The 22,205-nt window shown below is 39.8% G+C and carries 16 protein-coding genes and 2 pseudogenes; 12 read left to right on the top strand and 6 right to left on the bottom strand.

Annotated elements, in window-relative coordinates:
* Nucleotides 1–5: 5 nt before the first annotated feature.
* From QX565_RS15485 to QX565_RS15475, 4 genes and pseudogenes are all read left to right on the top strand, one after another.
* A pseudogene (locus QX565_RS15485) lies at nucleotides 6–455 on the top strand (uracil-DNA glycosylase family protein); the annotation flags it as partial.
* A 6-nt stretch (nucleotides 456–461) separates the two neighbouring features.
* A pseudogene (locus tag QX565_RS20605) lies at nucleotides 462–680 on the top strand (GNAT family N-acetyltransferase); the annotation flags it as partial.
* Nucleotides 681–723: 43 nt separating this feature from the next.
* Nucleotides 724–1,425 (top strand): HNH endonuclease signature motif containing protein, encoded by a 702-nt coding sequence (locus tag QX565_RS15480; protein ID WP_289293397.1) that lies wholly within the window; start codon nucleotides 724–726, stop codon nucleotides 1,423–1,425.
* A 222-nt stretch (nucleotides 1,426–1,647) separates the two neighbouring features.
* The gene (locus QX565_RS15475) at nucleotides 1,648–2,217 is read left to right on the top strand and encodes a YdeI/OmpD-associated family protein (protein WP_221648629.1); all 570 of its coding nucleotides are present in this window, start codon (nucleotides 1,648–1,650) and stop codon (nucleotides 2,215–2,217) included.
* A 290-nt stretch (nucleotides 2,218–2,507) separates the two neighbouring features.
* On the opposite strand, the gene QX565_RS15470 is transcribed toward QX565_RS15475, so the two are convergent.
* Nucleotides 2,508–3,314 (bottom strand): TrmH family RNA methyltransferase, encoded by an 807-nt coding sequence (locus tag QX565_RS15470; protein WP_289293394.1) that lies wholly within the window; start codon nucleotides 3,312–3,314, stop codon nucleotides 2,508–2,510.
* Nucleotides 3,315–3,368: 54 nt separating this feature from the next.
* Entirely contained in the window at nucleotides 3,369–4,403 is a 1,035-nt protein-coding gene (locus QX565_RS15465) for an alcohol dehydrogenase (RefSeq protein ID WP_354003824.1), read from the bottom strand.
* Nucleotides 4,404–4,855: 452 nt separating this feature from the next.
* Between QX565_RS15465 and QX565_RS15460 the strand changes: the two genes are divergently transcribed.
* A complete protein-coding gene (locus QX565_RS15460; protein WP_289293391.1) occupies nucleotides 4,856–5,860 on the top strand; it encodes a beta-ketoacyl-ACP synthase III in 1,005 nt (334 codons plus the stop codon).
* Nucleotides 5,861–6,093: 233 nt separating this feature from the next.
* Here the strand turns inward: QX565_RS15460 and QX565_RS15455 are convergent, their stop codons facing one another.
* Complete coding sequence (locus QX565_RS15455) at nucleotides 6,094–8,133, bottom strand: toxin-antitoxin system YwqK family antitoxin (protein WP_289293412.1); 2,040 nt, start codon at nucleotides 8,131–8,133, stop codon at nucleotides 6,094–6,096.
* Nucleotides 8,134–8,322: 189 nt separating this feature from the next.
* A complete protein-coding gene (locus QX565_RS15450; RefSeq protein WP_221648632.1) occupies nucleotides 8,323–8,559 on the bottom strand; it encodes a YecH family metal-binding protein in 237 nt (78 codons plus the stop codon).
* A 231-nt stretch (nucleotides 8,560–8,790) separates the two neighbouring features.
* On the opposite strand from QX565_RS15450, the gene QX565_RS15445 reads away from it, so the two are divergent.
* The 3 genes from QX565_RS15445 to QX565_RS15435 all read left to right on the top strand — a co-directional run bounded on the left by QX565_RS15445 (nucleotide 8,791) and on the right by QX565_RS15435 (nucleotide 11,420).
* Entirely contained in the window at nucleotides 8,791–9,741 is a 951-nt protein-coding gene (locus QX565_RS15445; protein WP_221648633.1) for a Dyp-type peroxidase, read from the top strand.
* 191 nt (nucleotides 9,742–9,932) lie between these two features.
* Nucleotides 9,933–10,370: a DUF6078 family protein gene (locus tag QX565_RS15440; RefSeq protein WP_289293390.1), complete on the top strand. Its 438-nt coding sequence runs from the start codon at nucleotides 9,933–9,935 to the stop codon at nucleotides 10,368–10,370.
* Nucleotides 10,371–10,547: 177 nt separating this feature from the next.
* On the top strand, nucleotides 10,548–11,420 hold the full coding sequence (locus tag QX565_RS15435) for an SDR family NAD(P)-dependent oxidoreductase (protein WP_289293389.1): 873 nt from the start codon (nucleotides 10,548–10,550) through the stop codon (nucleotides 11,418–11,420).
* 63 nt (nucleotides 11,421–11,483) lie between these two features.
* Here the strand turns inward: QX565_RS15435 and QX565_RS15430 are convergent, their stop codons facing one another.
* The gene (locus QX565_RS15430) at nucleotides 11,484–14,636 is read right to left on the bottom strand and encodes an ATP-binding protein (protein ID WP_221648636.1); all 3,153 of its coding nucleotides are present in this window, start codon (nucleotides 14,634–14,636) and stop codon (nucleotides 11,484–11,486) included.
* Between the two features lie 235 nt (nucleotides 14,637–14,871).
* Between QX565_RS15430 and QX565_RS15425 the strand changes: the two genes are divergently transcribed.
* The 4 genes from QX565_RS15425 (at nucleotide 14,872) to QX565_RS15410 (ending at nucleotide 20,762) form a co-directional block, all read left to right on the top strand.
* On the top strand, nucleotides 14,872–16,491 hold the full coding sequence (locus tag QX565_RS15425; RefSeq protein WP_289293388.1) for an RluA family pseudouridine synthase: 1,620 nt from the start codon (nucleotides 14,872–14,874) through the stop codon (nucleotides 16,489–16,491).
* Between the two features lie 62 nt (nucleotides 16,492–16,553).
* Complete coding sequence (locus QX565_RS15420) at nucleotides 16,554–17,453, top strand: GNAT family N-acetyltransferase (protein WP_289293386.1); 900 nt, start codon at nucleotides 16,554–16,556, stop codon at nucleotides 17,451–17,453.
* Nucleotides 17,454–17,570: 117 nt separating this feature from the next.
* Complete coding sequence (locus tag QX565_RS15415; RefSeq protein WP_289293384.1) at nucleotides 17,571–20,429, top strand: hypothetical protein; 2,859 nt, start codon at nucleotides 17,571–17,573, stop codon at nucleotides 20,427–20,429.
* Nucleotides 20,430–20,555: 126 nt separating this feature from the next.
* Nucleotides 20,556–20,762 carry a hypothetical protein gene (locus QX565_RS15410; RefSeq protein WP_289293382.1) on the top strand — a complete coding sequence of 69 codons (207 nt, stop codon included), beginning with the start codon at nucleotides 20,556–20,558 and terminating at the stop codon, nucleotides 20,760–20,762.
* On the opposite strand, the gene QX565_RS15405 is transcribed toward QX565_RS15410, so the two are convergent.
* The gene (locus tag QX565_RS15405) at nucleotides 20,763–21,917 is read right to left on the bottom strand and encodes an HD domain-containing protein (RefSeq protein ID WP_289293380.1); all 1,155 of its coding nucleotides are present in this window, start codon (nucleotides 21,915–21,917) and stop codon (nucleotides 20,763–20,765) included.
* Nucleotides 21,918–22,205: the final 288 nt, after the last annotated feature.

Genomic DNA, 22,205 nt, shown 5'->3' with positions numbered 1-22,205 from the left:
TCGATATGAATCAAGATAATATTACGGATCGAGTAAGCCTGATTATATCCGAGTTGACAGATTATGCTGAAAACCGAATAGATGTATTATTGAATTCCAACATCATTCAGCCTTATATCGGCAGCGATGATATTCGATTGATTATCATAGGGCAGGATCCAACGGTGAAAAATATCAATAGTAGAAAAAAAATAGAGACAACTCTAAATCTTGATAAAAAGAATGCTCTTGCCTCATACATAAGTCGCATTTGTAATGGACTTGGGTTATCTCTATCCAATGTTTATGCAACAAATCTTTTTAAGTATTTCTATACAAACCCTCCTGCATCTACAATGAATGTGTTATATAATCATATACAACCCAATCTGGAATTGTTACGTGAAGAATTGAATGCCTATCCTTCATGTCCCATAATAACATTAGGAGAGCCTTTATTAAAGCTATTAACAAATAAGGATGAGAGACTGATAAATTATTTAGTTAAACACTATGCTGGAAAGTACACCCGAATGATAGTTGGCACAGGTGATGTAGCAAGTACAGTTGGCTTCTACAAAAGTTGTGGCTATGAATATTCACATCGAATAGAAAACTTCTTCACAGACAACTACGATTATCAGATACTTGAAGATGGGGTGTTGCTGAAAGATATGATATACTTGAAACAAGAACTATGATTAGGATAAATCTATAAGAAGATTAATATTAGACAATAGCAATATGACAAATAATCCAAAAAATAGGGTTAGAATACCTCAGATTAATAAAATCAGAGCTGAGTTACAAAAAGAAATAGGATCAAAATGCCCTTTTTGTGACAATACTGACGTAGGACATTTTGAGATTCACCACATTGATGAGAATCCATCTAACAACGACAATGGCAATTTAATTTTACTTTGTCCTATATGTCATTCTAAGATAACTAAAAGCGATATTTCCCAAGCAGAGGTATTCAAAAAAAAGATAGAACTCATAACAGGAGGGCTTAGTACACCTAAAAATACACTTCAAGTAAACGGAGATGTAAAACACAGTATTATTGGTAATAATAATATTGTAAAGGTATCTACTCCAAAGAAAACTGTAAAACAGAAGTATCCTGAAGGTTGTATTGGTTTCGATGTGGCAAAGGCTAACTACGTAAGTCATCTAATTAATCGTTATCATGAATATAAAGAATGGGAGGTTGGAAAAGAAAACATGAAATATGGAGTATTTCCAGCTTCACTCAAGAAACACTTCAAGATAGGAGCCACTAGGACAATTTACAATCTGCCGATTGAGTCATTTGATGAGCTAATTTTATTAATTCAGAAGAGAATAAACGGAACAACTCTGGCAAAGACAAAAGGAAAAGGTCATAAAAACTACAGTTCTTTCGACGAATATGTAGCATTGCTAAATAAAACAAACCAATAATTCACTATATTTACCCTTACAAACCATTTGTACCCAAGTGCGGTAAAGAGCAGTAAATCAGTCTTCTGAAATTAATTGCTACGATTGTACAAATAGGGGCTAAAAAATGCGATACAATATGCTGCGTCGGAAATAGGTAGTGATTACCAACAATTAGTATATAGACTACTATTGATTATATGACAGCTAAGAAACCGACTACATTATCACATATTCCTTGTTATGACAGCAGAGAATAAAATAAAGTATTTTGAGAATCGAGAAGATTGGCGAATATGGCTTGCTGAAAATTTTGAAACTGCCAATGAAATATGGTTTGTATTTCCCAGTAAATCTTCAGGCAAAAAAAGTGTTACATACAATGATGCTGTTGAAGAAGCCCTTTGTTTCGAGTGGATTGACAGTACAATAAAGTCGCTTGACAAAGAGCATAAAATTCAGCATTTCACGCCTCGAAATCCTAAAAGTACATACTCACAAGCCAACAAAGAGAGACTCAGGTGGTTGATGGAAAACAGGATGATACATCCCAAATTTGAGGATAAGATACGAAAGGCATTATCCGAACCATTTATATTTCCCAATGATATAATGGACAAGCTGAGAGAAGATAAAGGATTATGGCAAAATTATCAACGCTTTTCCGATGCATACAAACGTATCCGTATTGCATACATTGAAGCCGCAAGAAAACGACCGGAAGAATTTGAAAGGCGATTACACAACTTCATCGACAAGACGAAAGATAATAAAAGAATCACAGGCTTCGGAGGAATTGATAAATACTATTAAATCCAAACAAAATATCAGCATAGAAATTAGATCAGTGGTCATAAAAATACGATCACTTTATATGTGGTCACATTTTTGTAATGTAACCTATTAGTATATAGCAATAATCACTACCAATGAGTTATTCGACAGCTATATTCAGGTGACTAATTTCACCGTAAAATAATCTATTCCCCTCTTATAAGAAAGGCAATCAGCAAAGTATAGCTATTTGATTACTATCCTATTTGCAATAGTAATAATTTGTATCATCAGCAAATAATCAGAGATAACTTTGGAATGTACTAATCTCAAAATTGTGGAGCACGAAGCTGCCAGAAAGCTACAGCAGCCGCAGCGGCTACATTGAGCGAATCAACACCACGCGCCATGGGGATACGAACTACGTAGTCAGCCTCAGCAATCGTTTCACTCGAAAGCCCCTCCCCTTCGTTACCCATCACGATAGCCAATTTGGATTCACTCATCAAAGCAGGGTTATCAATGGAGATAGAGTTATCCGTGAGCGCCATAGCAGCCGTACGGAAACCCCATTTTCCCAAGTCACTGAGAGGACCATCCATCCAAGTCCATGGTACAAAGAAGACGGCTCCCATAGACACCCTGACCACACGGCGGTTCAACGGGTCGCAGGAATTACGCGTTAATAATACAGCATCAATTCCAAGAGCGGCCGCCGAACGGAAGATAACACCAATGTTAGCTGCATCAACAACACTGTCAATTACAACAATACGCCGGGCTTCCCGGCATACCTCTTCCATGCTACGTGGAGCAGGGCGGCGCATGGCACAGAGAACACCACGTGTCAGGACATAACCGGTCAGCGTAGCAAGCAATTCTCTGCTACCGGTATAGACAGGCACATTATCACAACGCTCAATAATTTCAGCAGCATCACCGACAATATGTTTGTGTTCACACAAAATGGCTAAAGGTTCATAGCCGGTATCCAAAGCTCGCTTGATAACCTTCGGACTTTCAACTATAAAAATCCCCTTATCAGGCTCGGTACGATTGCGTAACTGAGTTTCAGTAAGAGTGCTGAATACCTCAACTCCCGGATGAGATAAAGATGATATTTCGATAACAGGCATACTATTGCTTATAATTTTGAATTAAACATGCAATCGCTTCATTCACAAAACGATTCATTTATAAATGGCTACCTTAATAACTCCGTCCAACTTATTTTCAAATATACGATAGGCTTCCTCAATCTCCTTCAACGGAAATCTGTGCGTAATAAGAGGGGTTGTATCTATCTTACCTTCCTCAATCAGATTAAGAATCTCGGCACAGTCGCAGCCATCCACTCCACCTGTTTTAATAATCAAGTTCTTGCCATATATATCGGGCAAAGGAAGAAGTTGAGGTTTATCATAAAGAGCTACGATAGTGACAATGGCATTGGGACGGGCACACTCCCACGCCAAGCGGAAAGTATCTTCACTACCAGCCACCTCTAATACAACATCAGCCCCACCATGGTCACTGTTTTGAATCACAAAGTCCTTGCAGTTTTCAGATTCCACCACCAATACATCAGGGTAATGTTCACGTACGAACCGGATTCTTTCCGGAGACTTTTCGCAGACAATAATACGCCGCGGCTTCTTCAACATCACACACAATAACGTACAGATTCCGGTAGGACCGGCGCCAATGATAAGAACAGTATCATCCCCGGAAATCTCCGAAATACGGGTTGCCCAAAAACCTGTTGCAAGCACATCGCCAACAAACAAGGCCTGCTCGTCACTGACTGTATCAGGAATACGGTTCAGCCCCTGGTCTGCATAAGGAATTCTGACATATTCTGCCTGACCGCCGTCAATGCGGCAACCTAAAGCCCAACCACCATTGGAGTCGGTGCAATTGTTAACATATCCCCGCTTGCAAAAGAAGCATTCTCCGCAGAAAGTCTCGACATTCACAGTTACTCTATCTCCGGGCTTGACTAAAGTGACATCAGTTCCCACCTCTTCTACGACACCCACCATCTCGTGCCCAATTGTTGTCCCGGGGATGGCACGCGGCACACTACCATGTTTGATATGGAGGTCACTGGTACAAATACTGCCAAGAGTCACTCGTATGATTGCATCCCGTGAATTTATTATTTCCGGTTTTGGCTTCTCCCGCAATTCAAATTTTCCATGTTCAACGTATGTGTAGGTAAGCATAATATCCTTTTCATTAATTAATTGTTCCATTCCATTGCAAAGATAGTGATTTCACAGTAAAACACCGACCTTATATCACAGTCAATAACATCAAATAGATCACTCACTTTCAACTATCATACCACCACTATTTCCAATCAGATAACATTTAGTAAAAGATTACAATCTCACCGAATATGATTCTATATCCATCATCATACAACCAAGGAAGATGAACCGGAAAGAAACTATATCCGGCAATTATAGCGATACAAATAGGATGCAACGAAACAAAAGTAAGCAGCCTCAGCTATTTAGTTAAAATTTGCCCAAAGTTTCCTTCGCAATGATAAAAGAACAAAGCGTTTATTGGACTACTATTGGAAATCCTCCTCTTTTCTGTATATTTACGCCCTTATTTTTAGTTCTCAAAATGAGCAAAACTATTCAAAACCTACTAAACAATAAAACCGATGCAGAAAATAAACGCAGTAATCACAGGAGTCGGAGGATATGTGCCTGATTATATCTTAACTAATGATGAAATTTCTAAGATGGTAGATACTACCGACGAATGGATTATGGGACGTATTGGTATAAAAGAAAGGCATATATTAAGAGAAGAAGGACTTGGAACTTCATATATGGCTCGCAAAGCTGCAAAACAATTGATGCAACGTACCCAATCTCACCCGGATGATATTGATCTGGTGATTGTGGCCACTACCACTCCTGATTATCGTTTACCTTCAACCGCCTCCATATTATGTGATAAACTGGAATTAAAAAATGCTTTTGCCTTTGATGTACAGGCTGTTTGCAGCGGATTCCTTTATGCATTGGAAACCGGAGCGAATTTTATACGTTCAGGAATATACAAAAAGGTTATTATAGTAGGAGCTGATAAAATGTCGTCGATAGTAGATTATACGGATCGTGCAACCTGCCCGATCTTTGCCGACGGTGCAGCCGCCTTTATGCTTGAGCCAACCACTGAGGAGCTGGGTGTTATAGATTCTGTTTTGAGAACAGATGGCAAAGGGTTGCCTTTTCTACATATTAAAGCAGGTGGGTCCGTATGTGCCTCCTCCTACTATACGCTGGATAACCATATGCATTATATCTATCAGGAAGGACGTACGGTATTCAAATATGCCGTAGCAAATATGTCGGATGCCTGTGAAGCTATTATTACAAGAAACAACCTGAATAAAGGTGAAATCGATTGGGTGATCCCACATCAAGCCAATCAGCGCATAATAAATGCTGTTACACAACGCCTGGATATGCCGGAAGAGAAAGTTATGGTAAATATAGAACGCTACGGTAATACAAGTGCCGCTACACTTCCTCTTTGCATATGGGATTATGAAAATAAACTCAAAAAAGGTGATAATCTGATTTTTACAGCATTCGGAGCAGGCTTTGCCTGGGGAGCCATTTATGTTAAGTGGGGATATGACGGCGAAAAGAGATAATCTAACGTTATTTAAGGCCGTCTCTAACTGATCAAAAATGAACTAAACTCACCACAGAGTTTCATAGAATTCACAAAGTACTATTTATCTGATGAAACGCGGATTAACACAAATGAACGCAGATTAAAAGACTGTAGTTCTTTATCTTTGGTTTGTTTCCCTTTGCGAAAATCTGCGTTCATCTGCGTTTCGATAAAAATTTAAAACTCTGTATTACTTTGTGGTGAAATCATTCAATATTTCTCTTTACGTTCAAACTCACCTTCTTCGGTATAATATTTCCATGTACCTTTGGGTTGATTATTTGCATATTTCCCCCGGAATTTCAGCTTACCATTTTCATAATATTCACGGTAACGCCCATGCCGTTTTCCTTCCTTGACTTCCGCTTCACTTTTCAATGCACCGTCGGGATAAAATTCCCGCAAGATATTTCCTTCAAACTTCTCGACATAAAAACGTTTTAGTTCGCTCATCTGTTCTTTCTCAGTGTCAGCATCTTCATTCATTTCTTCATCTTCTTCATCGGTGACAACTGCAACAACTTCTTCGGGTTGATACGGTTTATAATCCATCACATATTGCAAAGAGGCCGATTGGCTATTCCCTACAATCTGCATAGACCAGCAAGGAAACGAAAACAAAACATCTTTATTAGCCTGTATCTCATTCCACGTAGTAGCATTCATCATCGGTTTCAACTGAGAATAGAATTTATGCATATCCGTATATAGGAAAATGGTAGAATTTGAACTCAAATACGAAAACGCATTTCTAAATCCCGGATTATTTTTCAGTAGATTCTTTTGTTCGTAATCCTCTACAAAGGAGAGCAAAGATGAAGCCTTGTTACTGAAAACAACATAATCATCTACATACGTATAATATGGCTTTTCAAATTTATCAAATAATCCTCCAAAGAACAATCGGAAGAAACCTTTCATTTCCACATAGTTAATTTCAAAATCCTTATAATTAACCGTTTTAATCTTAACCGGAGTACGTCGCTTAATCTTCTTTTCAATAAACTCCATGTTCTTACGGGCATCTTTCATGTTTTTAGCCCTGATAGCCAAAATTAATTCCGGTTCGTGCCCCAGCAAGCCTGGCTCGGATTGGGTAATGGCAAACTCTCCGGACATCCAACTCAGAAAATTCTCTTCCAAAGAGATACCAAATAATCCTTCGATCTTTTTACGGGAGCTTTCATAAGAACTATACAGCTGCTTATCATGGAGAGAAAGGGCGTTTTCTAACTCCTTGACAAAGGTTACAGGGTTATTGAAACCAATATTAGTATAAAGAGCCGTTCGCCCAGACAGAATCTCATGCGCTTTCATTTTGTGCTTTCCCGAATTCAGTAAAGCAGTTACATAAGGATCGGCTGTGTCTTTCCGGAATGTATACCCTTTTACCTCCATCCGGTCTTTATCCGTATTAAAAAAGAGTCCTGCAAAATTCATAGAGTTACTGAACATATCAACATACTCATTTTTGGCTCCCAGATAAATATTCATAAATTGTGGCAGATGTGCATAGTTTACAAAAACTCGGATAAGTCCTTTACCGGAAACCAGCTTTTCTGCTTCAATAAAAGCATGATCGAGTCCTATTTTAGGTTTACTACGTGAGTCAATGGCCGATTCAACAAGTCCGGACGTATAAGAAGCCACAAAATGATTATCTACAAAAGCACAATAAAAAATATCACGTGTATCCGGATCACGCATTTCGAGAATGTTAATGCCACTATATTGCCGGTTAGTAACCGTATTACCCGTCATTGCCAGCACCGTTTCAATCTGATCCTTTAATAAATCCATCTTAGATGCTTTCTGCATATCCAATATGATCAGAAAATCCCAGTCGGTTGCACGAACTTTATGGAGTGAAATAAGCATATCCCGTTTACCCACAAGTGACAGCAATACTTTGTTACTTTTAACTATTGAATCAAGCATTTCGACACTCTTTGTGACCTCTTCAAAAGATTTTGCTTTCTTCAGACATTTCCATGTTTCGCTTCCGCTGAATTTTTCCCAGTCGTTTACCGGAGCTGATGATTGAATGATAAACGCAGCGTCCTCCGGAACAAGATAGATTTGCTGAATATTATGATCGGGCGAGACAAATAGATGGACTATAGAATATACAATATATACTACCAATGCCAATCCTACCGTAACTAAAGTTCTTTTTACGATTTTTTGCGTGCTCTTTTTCTTTTCGGGTTCAGAATATTGTTCTTGCTGCCCGTTGTCCAATTCATTCATCATTAATATATTATTGACTTGATTGGACAAAACTACTAAAAAAAGACGAAAGATGAAATTATAGATACAGAAATACCGGGAAAACAATGTACATTTCAAAATTTTCCCGATATTTGCATTACATGAGTTCAGTGACTCAAAGATTGCGAAAGTATATAAAGTATATTTGGAATATTACTTTAATAAAGACTATTTATGATCGCAGACCTTACTTATATCGACAGTGAAACCATCTTCAGAAGGCATAAATTTGCCTTTTCTTTTAAGAAATTCTATCAATTCGTCAATATTCATATCGTCAGCAGAACAAGCGTAAAAATGTTGGTCTTTGCCAAACTTATTAATAATGGCTTCTTTTAAAGTGATTTCCGAATAACTGTTGCCTTCCATCATATGGAGGACTTCATGAGCATGTAACTGTTCCATAACTAATTTATTTTTGGGCAAAGATAACAGGATACACAGTTTAAAAGTAGTAACCTATGTTACAAAACCCAATATAAGTGAAGCAAAATAGTATTTTTTAAGATTATAAATACAGTTCTATAGATTTATAAGTTACCCAATAAGTAGAACAAACTTGTAACTATGGAGTTATATTAATAAAACAACTGTATCAAAATCAACTACAATAATAATAACTAATTAAAAAGAAGTATGAACACATATCAAAATTCATTTGATGGAAATATCCCGCAAGATGTAACTGCAAGACCGGGAGAGAACGCTATATTCATTGTCTACAGTCTAAAACACTCGGCAGATACAATCGAAAAAGTAAAAGATGTATGTGCCAACTTTTCTGCAATGATACGCAGCATGCGTAATCGTTTCCCTGATATGCAATTCAGTTGTACGATAGGTTTCGGAGCTGATGCATGGAGCCAATTATTTCCAGAAAAAGCCAAACCTAAAGAATTAAGTACCTTCAAAGAAATAAAAGGGGATAAATATACAGCAGTATCTACTCCAGGAGATATCTTACTACACATCCGAGCCAGACAAATGGGGTTATGCTTTGAATTTGCCTCTATTATTGATGAAAAGTTGAAAGGAGTTGTCGAATCTGTTGACGAAACTCATGGGTTCAGATACATGGACGGAAAAGCAATTATCGGTTTTGTAGATGGTACAGAATCTCCCGCCGTAGACGAAAATCCCTACTATTTTGCAGCCATTGGTAATGAAGATCCAGATTTTGCAGGAGGTAGTTACGTGTTTGTACAAAAGTACATTCATGACATGATTGCCTGGAATGCACTCCCGGTAGAAGCACAGGAAAAGGTTATCGGCCGTCACAAGTTCAATGATGTTGAATTGTCGGACGAGGAAAAACCGGAGAATGCCCACAATGCAGTTACTAACATTGGAGACGATTTGAAAATAGTACGAGCCAATATGCCATTTGCCAATACCTCAAAAGGAGAATACGGAACCTACTTTATTGGTTACGCCAGTACGTTCAGTACTACCCGGAAAATGCTGGAGAATATGTTTATAGGCAGTCCTGTTGGTAATACCGACCGCCTGCTGGATTTCAGTACACCGGTAACAGGGACACTCTTTTTCGCTCCCTCATACGATTTGCTTTCCGAACTTGGCGAGTGATTATTCCGGCATTATTGATTTTATAATAAGAACAAAGAGGATATTTATTTTTAAGTATCCTCTTTGTTCTTCATAACACAGTCCTATCGTTTTATTCATAATGATTCTCTGTCAGTTCTTTGTAGTTATAGAACTTTTGAGTACCTTTGTTAAGAAAGTCACTCAAATAAATTTACTTATCAAGAATATATATGAAAACCAATTTTGATTATAACTCAGTACCCGGTAACTTCACTCATTGCCTCAATAAGCAATGCTCACATGCAGCAGACTGTCTGCGCCATCAGGTAGCGCTCCATATCCCATCTAAACGGGATACTATCAACATAGTGAATCCGGCATACGCAACTGTTAACGGTGGAGAAAACTGTTCTTTTTTTAAGGTGGACCAGTTATTGCGTTATGCATCAGGTATCATACATTTACTGGATAAAGTTCCGCATAGTGATGCAGTCGTCATCAAACAACAGATGCTTGAACACTTCGGACGAAATGCTTATTACCGCTTCAGACGTAAAGAACAACTTATCACTCCCTCTGAACAAAAATACATCCGACAGTTATTCCGCAAAAAAGGGATAATGGATGAACCTGTATATGATGAATACGTAGAACAATATGAATGGTAAAACGAAATTTATTCTCAACCTATATGAAACAACTGTTTCAACATATTGAGAAAAGTTTCTCAATATGTTGAGAATAAATTCTCAATAGGTTGAAACTAGTTTCTCAACGTATTGAAATAGAATGAAACACTTTAAAAGCCCCTTTACTATATTTACTCATTGGAAGAAAGAACAGATATGGCAGATAATTATATAGAAAAGCAGTACGAACAATACGAAGCAAGAAAAGCAGCTTGGGAGAGAGCCCGGAAATATGGCAAGCCAACAAGTACAATGAACCGGAATAAACAGGTTAAGCCAGTCATGGAGAAGAAGAAAAAACGAGTATTCGTGACCGGAGGTGCCACAGGGATTGGTAAAGTTATTGTAATGGCATTTTGTACTGCAGAAAGCTACCAGGTGGCGTTCTGCGATAAAAATGAGACAGCAGGGCAACAAACTGCAAAAGAGACCGGAGCGACATTTTATCAGGTGGATATAAGTGAAAAAGAAGCACTCGAACATTGCATGCAACGCATTTTTATGCTCTGGGGCGATATTGATATTATTATCAATAATGCAGGTATCAGCGAATTTTCTCCCATTACCGAAACAAACATAGAAGATTTCGACAAGATACTCTCTGTCAACCTGCGTCCGGCATTTATCACATCTCGCCTGCTGGCTATCCACCGTAAAGCTCAAACCTCCTCGAATCCATTCGGACGAATCATTAATATTTGTTCCACCCGTTATTTAATGAGCGAACCAGGCAGTGAAGCTTATGCAGCATCCAAAGGTGGCATCTATTCACTTACCCACGCACTGGCACTCTCACTCTCTGAATGGCATATAACCGTCAATTCCATTGCTCCGGGTTGGATACAGAATCATAATTACGAACAACTTCGCCCGGAAGATCATGCACAACATCCTTCGGGACGCGTAGGAAAACCAGAAGATATTGCCCGGATGTGCCTGTTCTTAAGCCAGGAAGAGAATGACTTCATCAATGGTGAAAACATTACTATCGACGGAGGAATGACCAAAAAGATGATTTATACGGAATAAAAACATTCCACAACTTTTATTCTCCACTGAACGATATTAAACCTAGGCAGAAAAGAGTTTCAGCTACAATAGTACAATTCTTTTCTGCATTATGTCTTTTATCTGTGCCCGTAACTGGCGGGCATTAATCGGTTTGGGCATATATCCGTCGAAACCACTTTCCATCACACGTTGTTCATCCGAAGCATATGCAAATGCAGTAATAGCGATGATAGGTACTTTGGCCGAATATTTACGAATTTCCTGTGCAGCTTCATAGCCATCCATCACAGGCATATTGATATCCATCAGGATGATTTGCGGATCTTCTTTTCTAAACATATCTACCGCCTCTTGTCCATCCCAGGCATGAATCAACTGATAATCATTCTTCAGAATCGATTCAAAAAGCTTGTAATTACTATCATTATCTTCGGCAATCAGGATAGTCAGTTTATCCTTTTCCACAGATATAGGCTGATATTCCTTCTTTTCGCTTATTTCCTCCTGTCCCGCAGGCTTATAGGGCAATGTAAACCAAAAAGTTGACCCGTTACCTTCTTCAGATTCAACGCCAATACAACCTCCCATATGATTTACCAATGTCTGACAGATAGACAACCCCAGTCCTGTTCCCTGTGCAAAATTATTCAGCTTCACAAAACGCCCGAAAATACTCTCCTGCTTATCTCTCGGAATACCGCATCCGGTATCGGACACATAGAAGTATAACTCTTTTCCCTGCAATTCATAGCCAAAGCGAACGCTCCCTTCCGATGTGAATTTTATCGCATTTGTTATCAGATTAATCAACAATTGTGAAAGCCTGTTTTTCTCTATATGAACAGGGCATATATCCAATGACGGCACAAACTCCAGACAAACAGTATCCGATTTTAACCTCAACTGCAATACACTCTCCAGCTCCTTCATCACACTATTCAGTTCTACATTAGAATAATGAAACTCTAATGTTCCTGCTTCTATCTTCGACAAATCCAGAATATCACTGATTAGCTGTAGCAATAACTCATTATTATTCTCAATAATGCTGACATACTCCTGCTTTTCCTGTTCTTCTTCCGTAGAGGCCAGTATTCCCGAAAAGCCGACAATTGCATTCAGCGGAGTACGGATTTCATGGCTCATATTGGCAAGGAAAGCAGATTTCAGGCGATTGGATTCTTCTGCACGGTTCTTTGCAGTAGTCAGTTCCAACTCCATCTTCTTACGATTGGTTATGACCTGTGACGAACCGATCAGTGTGACCGGGTTTCCTTCTTCATCACGTTCTTGCACGGCTGCCTGTGCTTCCACCCAATCTATCTTGTGCACATGGTTTTCTACATTTACCACCCTATACTCCTCTTTCACTTTATCCGATTTACCTTCTATCAGATCGTGATATGCCTGTTCTACCCTCTTACGGTCCTTTTTGTATATCTTCGAGAAGTATTGTGAATCGGGTACTGCCAACTGCTCTTCGGGCACATCACTTTCCACTGTACTCAATTCTATCGGCCTGTTGATATCACATAAAATAGTTTTGCTTATCAAATCCCACTTCCAGGGAACAATATTCGCCACATCAAGTGCCATCGCCAACTTATTGTTTGTAGTGCTCAGCTTCTGCTGTGCTTTATGCAAATCCGTACTATCCATACAAAATACATCGATTATCCCAGAATTACGAGTTCCTTTCAGCACCACATCATAAAATGTATCAATCTTCTTAAAATAATAAGGGAATGTGATTGCCCTGTTCTCAGTCAGTGCCTTCTGAGTAAAATGTAAAAACTCAGGAAGAGATTCGGGAAACAATTCGCTTGCCTTCTTACCGACCGCATCTTCCCGACGAAAGAAGTTATTCTCAAAATGAGAATTTACATTCCGGTATATCATATCAACCGGAACTCCGGCCTTATTCAGCACCAATTCCTCCTGCATATAGAGTATAGGCATATTATTTACCAGATTCTTATAATCGGCCATCGTATCTATTTCTTTTTGCTGAATTTCTCTGAGTCTTTTTAATGTACGAATACGGAATGTAAAAAATAAAATGAGTACAAGAATACAAAATGAAGCCCCCAGAATGAAGTAATGATATTGTTCCCAAAAAGTAAGAGGTTTATTGAGAAAGTGCGTATTTTCAGGACACAAAGAAGGCGATATATCCTTTCGCAGTAAGGCTTTGTAATTAATAACCGGCACGCCATCCACAGAACGATAAAAAGGAATATTACGCGGTTGTCTGCCTTCAAGCACTTCTGACAAAATACGTATAAGCTCTTTATCATAACGTTCCCAGTCGTGCACATAGCCACCAACCATTCCACCGTCGGCAGTAACGCCAATTGTATTAAGAACAAACAAAGGGGCAGCCACTGTAGTGATCACTTTATGAGCATTTGTAACAAGCGAAGTATTACCTGCAAATGTACGCTTATAATACCATGAAGAAAATAATATTCCAGTAGTCTTTGCATTAACACGATACAACGAATCAACCAACAGATTTATAGGTAGTATCTGAGGAGATAAATATTCATATTCAACAGAAGGATATTTCTCTTTTATAACCTCTCTGACTTCGACCTCATTGATTACATTAATAAAACGTTCATCTCCTATAAAAATAAACTTTTTCATATCAGGAATCATTTGAGATATCAACTCCACATTTTTCTCTATATACAAATCCGAATACAAAAGAACCAAATTATACGGGTCTGCCAACTGAGTAATGGGAATACGTTCTGCTTGTGGAATTACTTTCTTATGCAAATAATATTTGTCGGGGCCTGTATAATCTTTTTCGGCACAAAGCACCATCGGGATATCTCCCCATACTCTTTTAAAATCTTCTTTTAACAATAGAGCAGGATCCCCCAGTAACAGTAGCAGACGTGGAGGATAAGCACCGTATCTTTCAAAAAGAGCCGATTTGAATTCTTCCAGATCGGTCGCATCATCATCTATCAGCATCATATTCATATGCTCGGTATAAACAGCCAACTGAGGATCTTCTGCCACAAACCGAGTAGTTGCCGAAATCATACGACTACTCCAGGAGGTTGCTTCTGTGTATGCATTGATAACAAGAATATAACCTTTCTTGTAGGCTGTATCGTTCTGGGCAATTATTAAATTTACAGATAGCAGGCATAAAAAAAGAAGAAGGCATCGTTTGATTACGACCACAGGAAAAGATTTAATGCAAGAAATAAGTATCATAAAAAATTAATATATCAGTTTGTCAGCTTATGCAGCGACAAAATTATCAAAAAAGAAATGAACGATGCAATATTCTTCCAACAAAAGCACTATACAATATACATTTTATTAATAATAAACACCAATCCAAACTAATATGCAAAGTTTACCGTATTTTATTCGATGATACTTGCAATACTGCTTAAATAGAATTTATTTTGCAAAGCGTTATAACAACCCGGAAACAAGAAACCATATGCTGCATCCTTTCATTCACAAAGTTACCCACTTGCCCCTGCCGGAGCAATTTACATATCCGTTTCATTATACGCCACATCCGCTCTGCCTGATAGCCACAGAAGAAGTACAGTACTATATCAAAACCCAGAAACAATGGGAACAGGAATTGCAGCAAGGAAAAATGTTCGGAGTATTAGTGGTACAAACCCCTGATGGTGAGATAGGCTATCTGGCAGCTTTCTCCGGAAACCTTGCCGGCAAAAACCTACACTCCTACTTCGTACCTCCTGTATATGATTTACTCCAACCCGACGGATTTTTCAGAATAGAAGAAGAAAAAATCTCTGCCATCAACATTCAGATCAGACAGTTGCAGGAAGATAATTATTATCTGGCACTCAAACAGAAACTGAGCGAAGAAAACATTCTGAACCGACAAGCTATAACTCAGGCTAAGGCAGCTTTGAAAGCAGCCAAAGAAGCACGTGAACTTCGACGTATAAACAATCCCGATGAGGCAGAACAAGCAGCTATGATACGCGAAAGCCAGCATCAGAAAGCAGAGTTCAAACGACTGGAAAAGCATTGGAAAGTTCGCATTACTGCCCTGCAAAAGGAAACAGATGATTATACAGCAAAAATAGAAGCTCTCAAAAACGAACGCAAAATGCGGTCGGCAGCCCTGCAACAAAAGCTTTTTGAACAATTCAAAATGCTGAATGCCAACGGAGAAATAAAAGATCTATGTACTATCTTCAAACAGACCATACAGAAGACGCCTCCTGCCGGTGCCGGCGAATGTGCTGCTCCCAAACTATTACAATATGCCTATCTGCACCAACTCAAACCCATTGCCATGGCCGAATTCTGGTGGGGCAACTCTCCAAAAGCAGAGATACGCCACCATGGTTACTACTATCCAGCCTGCAAAGGAAAGTGTGAACCTATTCTGAAGCATATGTTACAAGGGCTGAATGTAGAGCCCAATCCATTATCGAACGATCTTCACAAGAAGACAACACTCGAAGTTCTTTTTGAAGATGAGCAGTTGCTTGTTGTCAACAAACCCGCCGGCATGCTTTCCGTGCCCGGAAAAGGAGAAATAAATTCTGTCTATCAACACCTGAGAACCCAATATCCTGATGCTACAGGCCCAATGATTGTACACCGTCTGGATATGGCTACTTCGGGAGTGCTGCTTGTTGCCAAAACCAAAGAGACACATCAGAATCTGCAGGCACAGTTCAAAAATCGTACAGTAAAGAAGCGTTATATTGCTTTACTGGACGGAATCATCGCACCGGATGAAGGCATTCTGAATCTTCCACTCTGTCCGGATCCTCTCGACAGACCCCGGCAGATAGTAAATAAAGAGTATGGTAAAACCGCCATCACCAAATATCAGGTTCTCGAACGCAATGAATCTCAAACACGTATAGCTTTCTATCCACTCACCGGACGGACGCATCAATTACGTGTTCATGCCGCCCACCCGCTTGGTCTTAACTGCCCTATTACGGGAGACGAGCTCTATGGAAAGCAAGCAGACCGGCTTTATCTGCATGCCGAATACCTGGAGTTTGTACATCCGGTTTCCGGAGAGATCATTCGTATTGAAAGAAAAGCGGATTTCTAACATTTTCTGATCTGGCAGGAAACCTCTATATTTACGCCACGTATTTATAAACGAAGACAATTATGGTAAATCAAGCTAATACACAAGAATACGATATCCTCCTCCAAATATGGGAAAGAGCAGTCCGAAGTTCTCACCACTTTCTATCCGAAGAAGATATACGGTTTTATAAGCCCTTAGTACGCCATGAATATTTTCCGGCGGTACAACTCTACACGATCCGTAATCATTCCGGACAGATAACCGCTTTCATGGGATTGAGTGACAGCCTCATCGAAATGTTGTTTGTAGATCCTGATGAACAGGGACATGGATATGGCAAACAATTAATAGAATTTGCAATACGCCAAAAACAGATACATAAAGTAGATGTGAACGAGCAGAACGGGCAGGCACTCCGATTCTATCAGAACAGAGGGTTTGAAATCATCAGTCGGGACGATCTGGACAGTACGGGAAAACCATTCCCAATTCTGCATATGCAACTGAAAAACATCCGGTTAAGAAAAGCAGAGCCTGAAGACATTTGTGCCATGCATGCTACGTTTGAACAAAGTGTTCTCAACACCTGTTCGCTGCACTACACCGCTCCACAAATCCGTGCATGGCTTGAAAGAGCAACCCCGGAACGTTGGAGGGAACTACTTCAAAGTGATTTGTATTTCATACTCGCCGAAGAGACGAAACACTTCCAGACAGTTGGTTTCACCTCTATCAATGCCAACGGCTATCTGCACAGTATGTTTGTTCACCCGCAATTCCAGCATCAGGACATAGCTTCTCTCCTTTTACGTCAAGCAGAAGAGTATGCTCGTCTCCATCAGGCAGTGTCTATCCACTCAGAAGTCAGTATTACCGCTCACCTTTTTTTTGAAAAACAAGGATATATAACAGAAAAAGAGCAGATAGTATCTATAGGCGATATTAAAATGACTAATTTTGTGATGTATAAGAGTTTGTAAGTTTGCGAGTTTGTGAGTCACAATATGAGAGTATACAACTAAAAAACTCATAAACTAAAGAACTAAAAAACTTATTTTTTATAGTTTTGTGTCCTGATAATCCAATAAAGACTTTAAATGTCAAAATTAAAATACCTGCCTCTTCTCTTTGTCTGCCTGCTGGCCTCATCCGGTTTGCATGCCCAATTCATGGACTATGGTTCAGACCCCGCCCGGTTCAAATGGAATATAGTCCGATTGCCTCATTATAACCTGGTTTATCCGCAAGGAACAGACTCCATGGCCTACCGCTATGCCCTCTACCTGGAAAATGCTTATCCGCACATACAAAAAACAATCGGAAAACCCATAAAGGCTAAGTTTCCCGTTATCCTGCACCCTGCCAATATGATATCCAACGGCATGGTATCGTGGGCTCCCCGCCGTATGGAGCTCATCACTACTCCATCTTCTGATTTAGGTATTCAAAGGTGGGATAAACATCTGGTATTACACGAATCCCGGCACGTATTCCAGACAGGAAAAGTAATGCGTGGCATTTTCAAGCCATTCTATTATCTGATAGGCGAACAGGCTGCGGGAGTTGCTGCATTCTTCCTACCAGTGTGGTTTCTCGAAGGTGATGCCGTAGGTACAGAAACAGCCATGTCCAACGGAGGCAGAGGACGATTGCCTGAATTCAATATGGCTTACCGGGCACAAATGCTGGGAGGAAACAAATTCTACTCTTTTGATAAATGGCTGTTAGGTTCATACAAAAACTATACCGGTACATATTATGCACTGGGATATGATATGACTTCCTATGCCCGTCAGCGTTATGGAAGTGACATTTGGGATAAAAGTACAACCCGGTATACCGGTAATATACTTTTTGAAGGATCATTTAAACACTACACGGGAAGTAGTTTCAAACGACTCTATCACGACACATTCGACTTTTTGAGGGAGGGATGGGAAAAACAGGATACGGCTGTCATTGTTCCGGCATATCTATCACCCGACAATAAAACCTACACATCTTACAGGTATCCTTTGGCTATCAATGACTCTGTTGTGATAGCTGTCAAATCGGGACTGAAAGATATTAATTCTTTAGTAGCCATCAGCAATGGAAAAGAAAAACGGTTGAGCTATATAGGCAGTATCAACAGCCGGTTAGATTTCCACAACAATCGTATCTACTGGACAGAAATAGTTCCGGGTATCCGCTGGACCCATGAAAACTATTCCGTACTGAAATACTACGATCTGGATAAAGACCGGATAAAAACGGTTGCTCCCCGCCAACGTTACCTCGCTCCTTCTATTGATAAAAACGGACAGATAGCCGCAGTTTCGCGAAGCACAATTGCCGGAAAGAATCAGCTTGTATTAGTCGACCTGGAAGATGGAAAAGAACTCCGGTCTTTTGACGTTCCGGAGAATGCGTTCATCAAGGAACTGACATTCGGAGCGGATGACAAGATTACTGCAATAACCGTTACGGATGCAGGAATCACTCTATTTCAATTTGATCCTTCCTCCGGTATATGGAAAGAACTACTACAAACCACCTCTGTCAATGTCACTTCACCAATCTGGAAGGACGGAAAAATCTATTTTGAATCGGGCGCCAACGGTACTAACAATATATATTGCTTAAACCCGGCAAATAATCAGGTATATCGCCTGACTAATGCACGATTCGGGGCATTCGATCCCTCATTTTCCAGATCGGACAATCGCTTATTCTTTGCCGACTATCAGGCAAATGGATACCGGATTGCTTCATTACCTGCAGACAGCCTGTTGTTTGAAAGGACCGATTTCGGGAAACCCGTCTCTATGCCTTTCACAGAGACATTGGCTGCACAAGAACAATTCAACCTTGACTCTGCGCGTCTGGAGGCAGTCGATTTCCAACCGGAGCGTTATCGGAAAGGAGTACATACATTCAAAATCCACAGCTGGGCCCCATTCTATTATGATGTGGCAGAAGCTATGAATACCAGTGCTTCGGATCTCAGCACAATTGTTAAGCCCGGGGCTACAATCATGTCTCAGAATACGCTGAATACTGCCATCATGCAGGCAGGCTGGTATTATCACAAAGGGTATCATCACGGAAAATTATCTTTTACCTATCAAGGATGGTTCCCGGTCATCGACCTTGCTGCCGATTATGGCGACAAGGCTTTTAATATGGCCTGGAAAAAGAATGAAAAGGGACAGGCTGTGACCCAAGGATATTATACCAACCGCAATCTGCTGGAAGCTGAAGCTCGTGTCTATCTCCCCTTTAATCTGACACGAAATCAACGGATCAGAGGTATACAACCAGCATTCACTTACTATTTTACCAATAATAAGTACCAGGAATACAGTACGCAGAAGTTTCGTAACTTTCAATACATCCTGCCGGAAGTCCTGTTCTATAATTACAGACGAAAGGCCCAGCGGGATATTCTTCCCCGGAACGGTTACCAGCTTCGGTTACAGTACCTGATGACACCCTTCAATACAGAAAATTATGGAAGTCTGTATGCTGCCCGGCTTACTACTTACTGGCCCGGCATTGTACGCAACCATGGCTTAATGCTCCGCTTCGGCTATCAGTATCAAGACCTGGACAACAAAGCATTGTATCTTCCCAAACACTTATTGGAAAAGCCACGCGGATATAATTTTCAATATCAAACCCAGCAACAATGGGCTTTCAAAGCTGATTATGCTCTTCCTCTCCTGTCACCGGATCTAAGTATCGGACCATTGATTTACATCCGCCGATTACGTGCTAACCTCTTCTACGATCTGTCACGCAATCAAGCCAGCCGTAAGAGCGCATGGACTACACAAAGCTCTTACGGTGCCGATCTTATATTCGACTGGAATGTATTACGCATGAGCTATCCACTTACTACCGGAGTACGATTAATTAAACCGATTGATTATGGAAACTTCCAGGCTGAAATGTTGTTTTCAGTTAGTTTCTAACGGATATTCTTTTTGAAAGAGTTAAAGTTAACCTCAACGACAGGAACCTACTTAAAGAAAATTAATGAAGCAATCCTGCAAAGATTAATAACCTATCTTTGCAGGCGTAAACCATAAGATAACAAAATGAGAAAATTACTTTGTCCCCAGTGTAAAATCGCTGGCATGTATGTTAAAAATGAACAAGGCGAACGCCTGTTAGTATATATTACCCAAGAAGGAACAGTGTTTCCCAAAGATGCAGAAGCTTCAACAGAAGGATTTGATATGACAGAAATATATTGCCTGGGATGTTCCTGGCACGGTTCTCCCAAGCGTCTGACTAAATTTTAATCACTTTCTTTTAGCTATAACTCTACAAGGCAAACCGCTCATCTCTGCAAAATTCATAGGATATGTATTGGCTATAAATTCAGCAGACTTCTCATCGCCAACCAATAACTGTCCCAAACGGCAGAGATTTTCTATGATAAAAACTCCTTTATCAGCACAATACTGGTCTTTAGGTGTATGCTCTTTCCCTCTTCTCACACCGGCAAAATCAATTCCTATTATAGAAATATGTCTGTCCAACAATCTCTCTATCAGTTCATCCGACAATTGCGGATGTTCTGAGAAATAGGCTTTACTACCATAACTTTCCCTTTCAATATATCCGCTATAAAAAGAAACAAACATATCGGGCCTCGCTTTAGAAAGATCAATATCCTGCACCTCTATATCCCTGCCGGATATGGAACTCACATCAAAAACGATAGCTTTTCGTTCCGTATAGTTCAAAGGGAATTCTTTATTCATCACATCAAAATGAGTGCCTAAATGTCCTGTGAAAGCCTTGTTCTCATTACCCTGTGCATCTTTTATCATCTTCGGAGTGACCTTCAGTGTCAAATCAACCAATCTACTATTGTTACCTTCCCCCTGTTCAGGTACATTTTCAATCTTCCGAACCGAATCATTATAGAGTTCCTGCTTCAACCGTCTCAAATAAGGAGAAAACGCTACATTCTCTGCTCCATACTCCAGATTGGCAGTATATTCCAAAGGAATCCAGGTAGAGATATCCGCTTCATTGTGTTGAAGGATAGCTTCCATTTTATCCAAGGCCTTATATATCTTTGCTTCCAGCGTTGCAAGTTCCCCCATCTCCCGAAACAACGGTAATAGTTTATCCCGATAAAAAGGAGGTAGCGTATCAAACAACTCCTCAATCTTACGGTCTTCAACTTCTTCGTCTTTTTGCGTTTTATAGAAAGCAGGAATATCTCCTGTAATAGCCTCGCCCAAATCATGAAGAATACACATCTGAATCACTTTATTCATATCAGCCTCAGGAAATTCATCCTGTACAAAATATGCCAGTAAAGTAAGTCGCCAGCTATGCTCAGCTACGCTCTCATGGCGATAGGTTGATGTCCACGAATGGCGTGTATTACACTTTAGTCTCTCGGCAACAGCCATAAAGTTGATAAGTTCTCTGGGTTCCATACGCATTTCTGTCTTTTAAAGAAACAAAAGTAACGTTTTTATGAGGTACAACAATAATTACTCCTATAAAATCACTTTTTTTATACTTCCTATTGAACAAAAAAAATCCCTTTGCGTTTATATTATGCAAATCAGCCTGAAGCTCTTTATGCATATGTGAATATCCATATCGCAGCATTCGCATGCCTCCCCGGCATAGACAGGTAAGATTGCATAGTAGTTTTGTCGTGTTTTATTTTGTGTTTGTGTTGTGACGGTGCTGCGATGTGAATCGGGGTACCGTTTTTT

It is taken from the genome of Bacteroides sp. 41_26, assembly GCF_949740115.1.
Taxonomy (GTDB): Bacteria; Bacteroidota; Bacteroidia; order Bacteroidales; family Bacteroidaceae; genus Bacteroides; species Bacteroides nordii.
The sequence above is the reverse complement of the archived record's forward strand: the minus strand, read 5'-3'. Positions and strand labels throughout refer to the sequence as shown.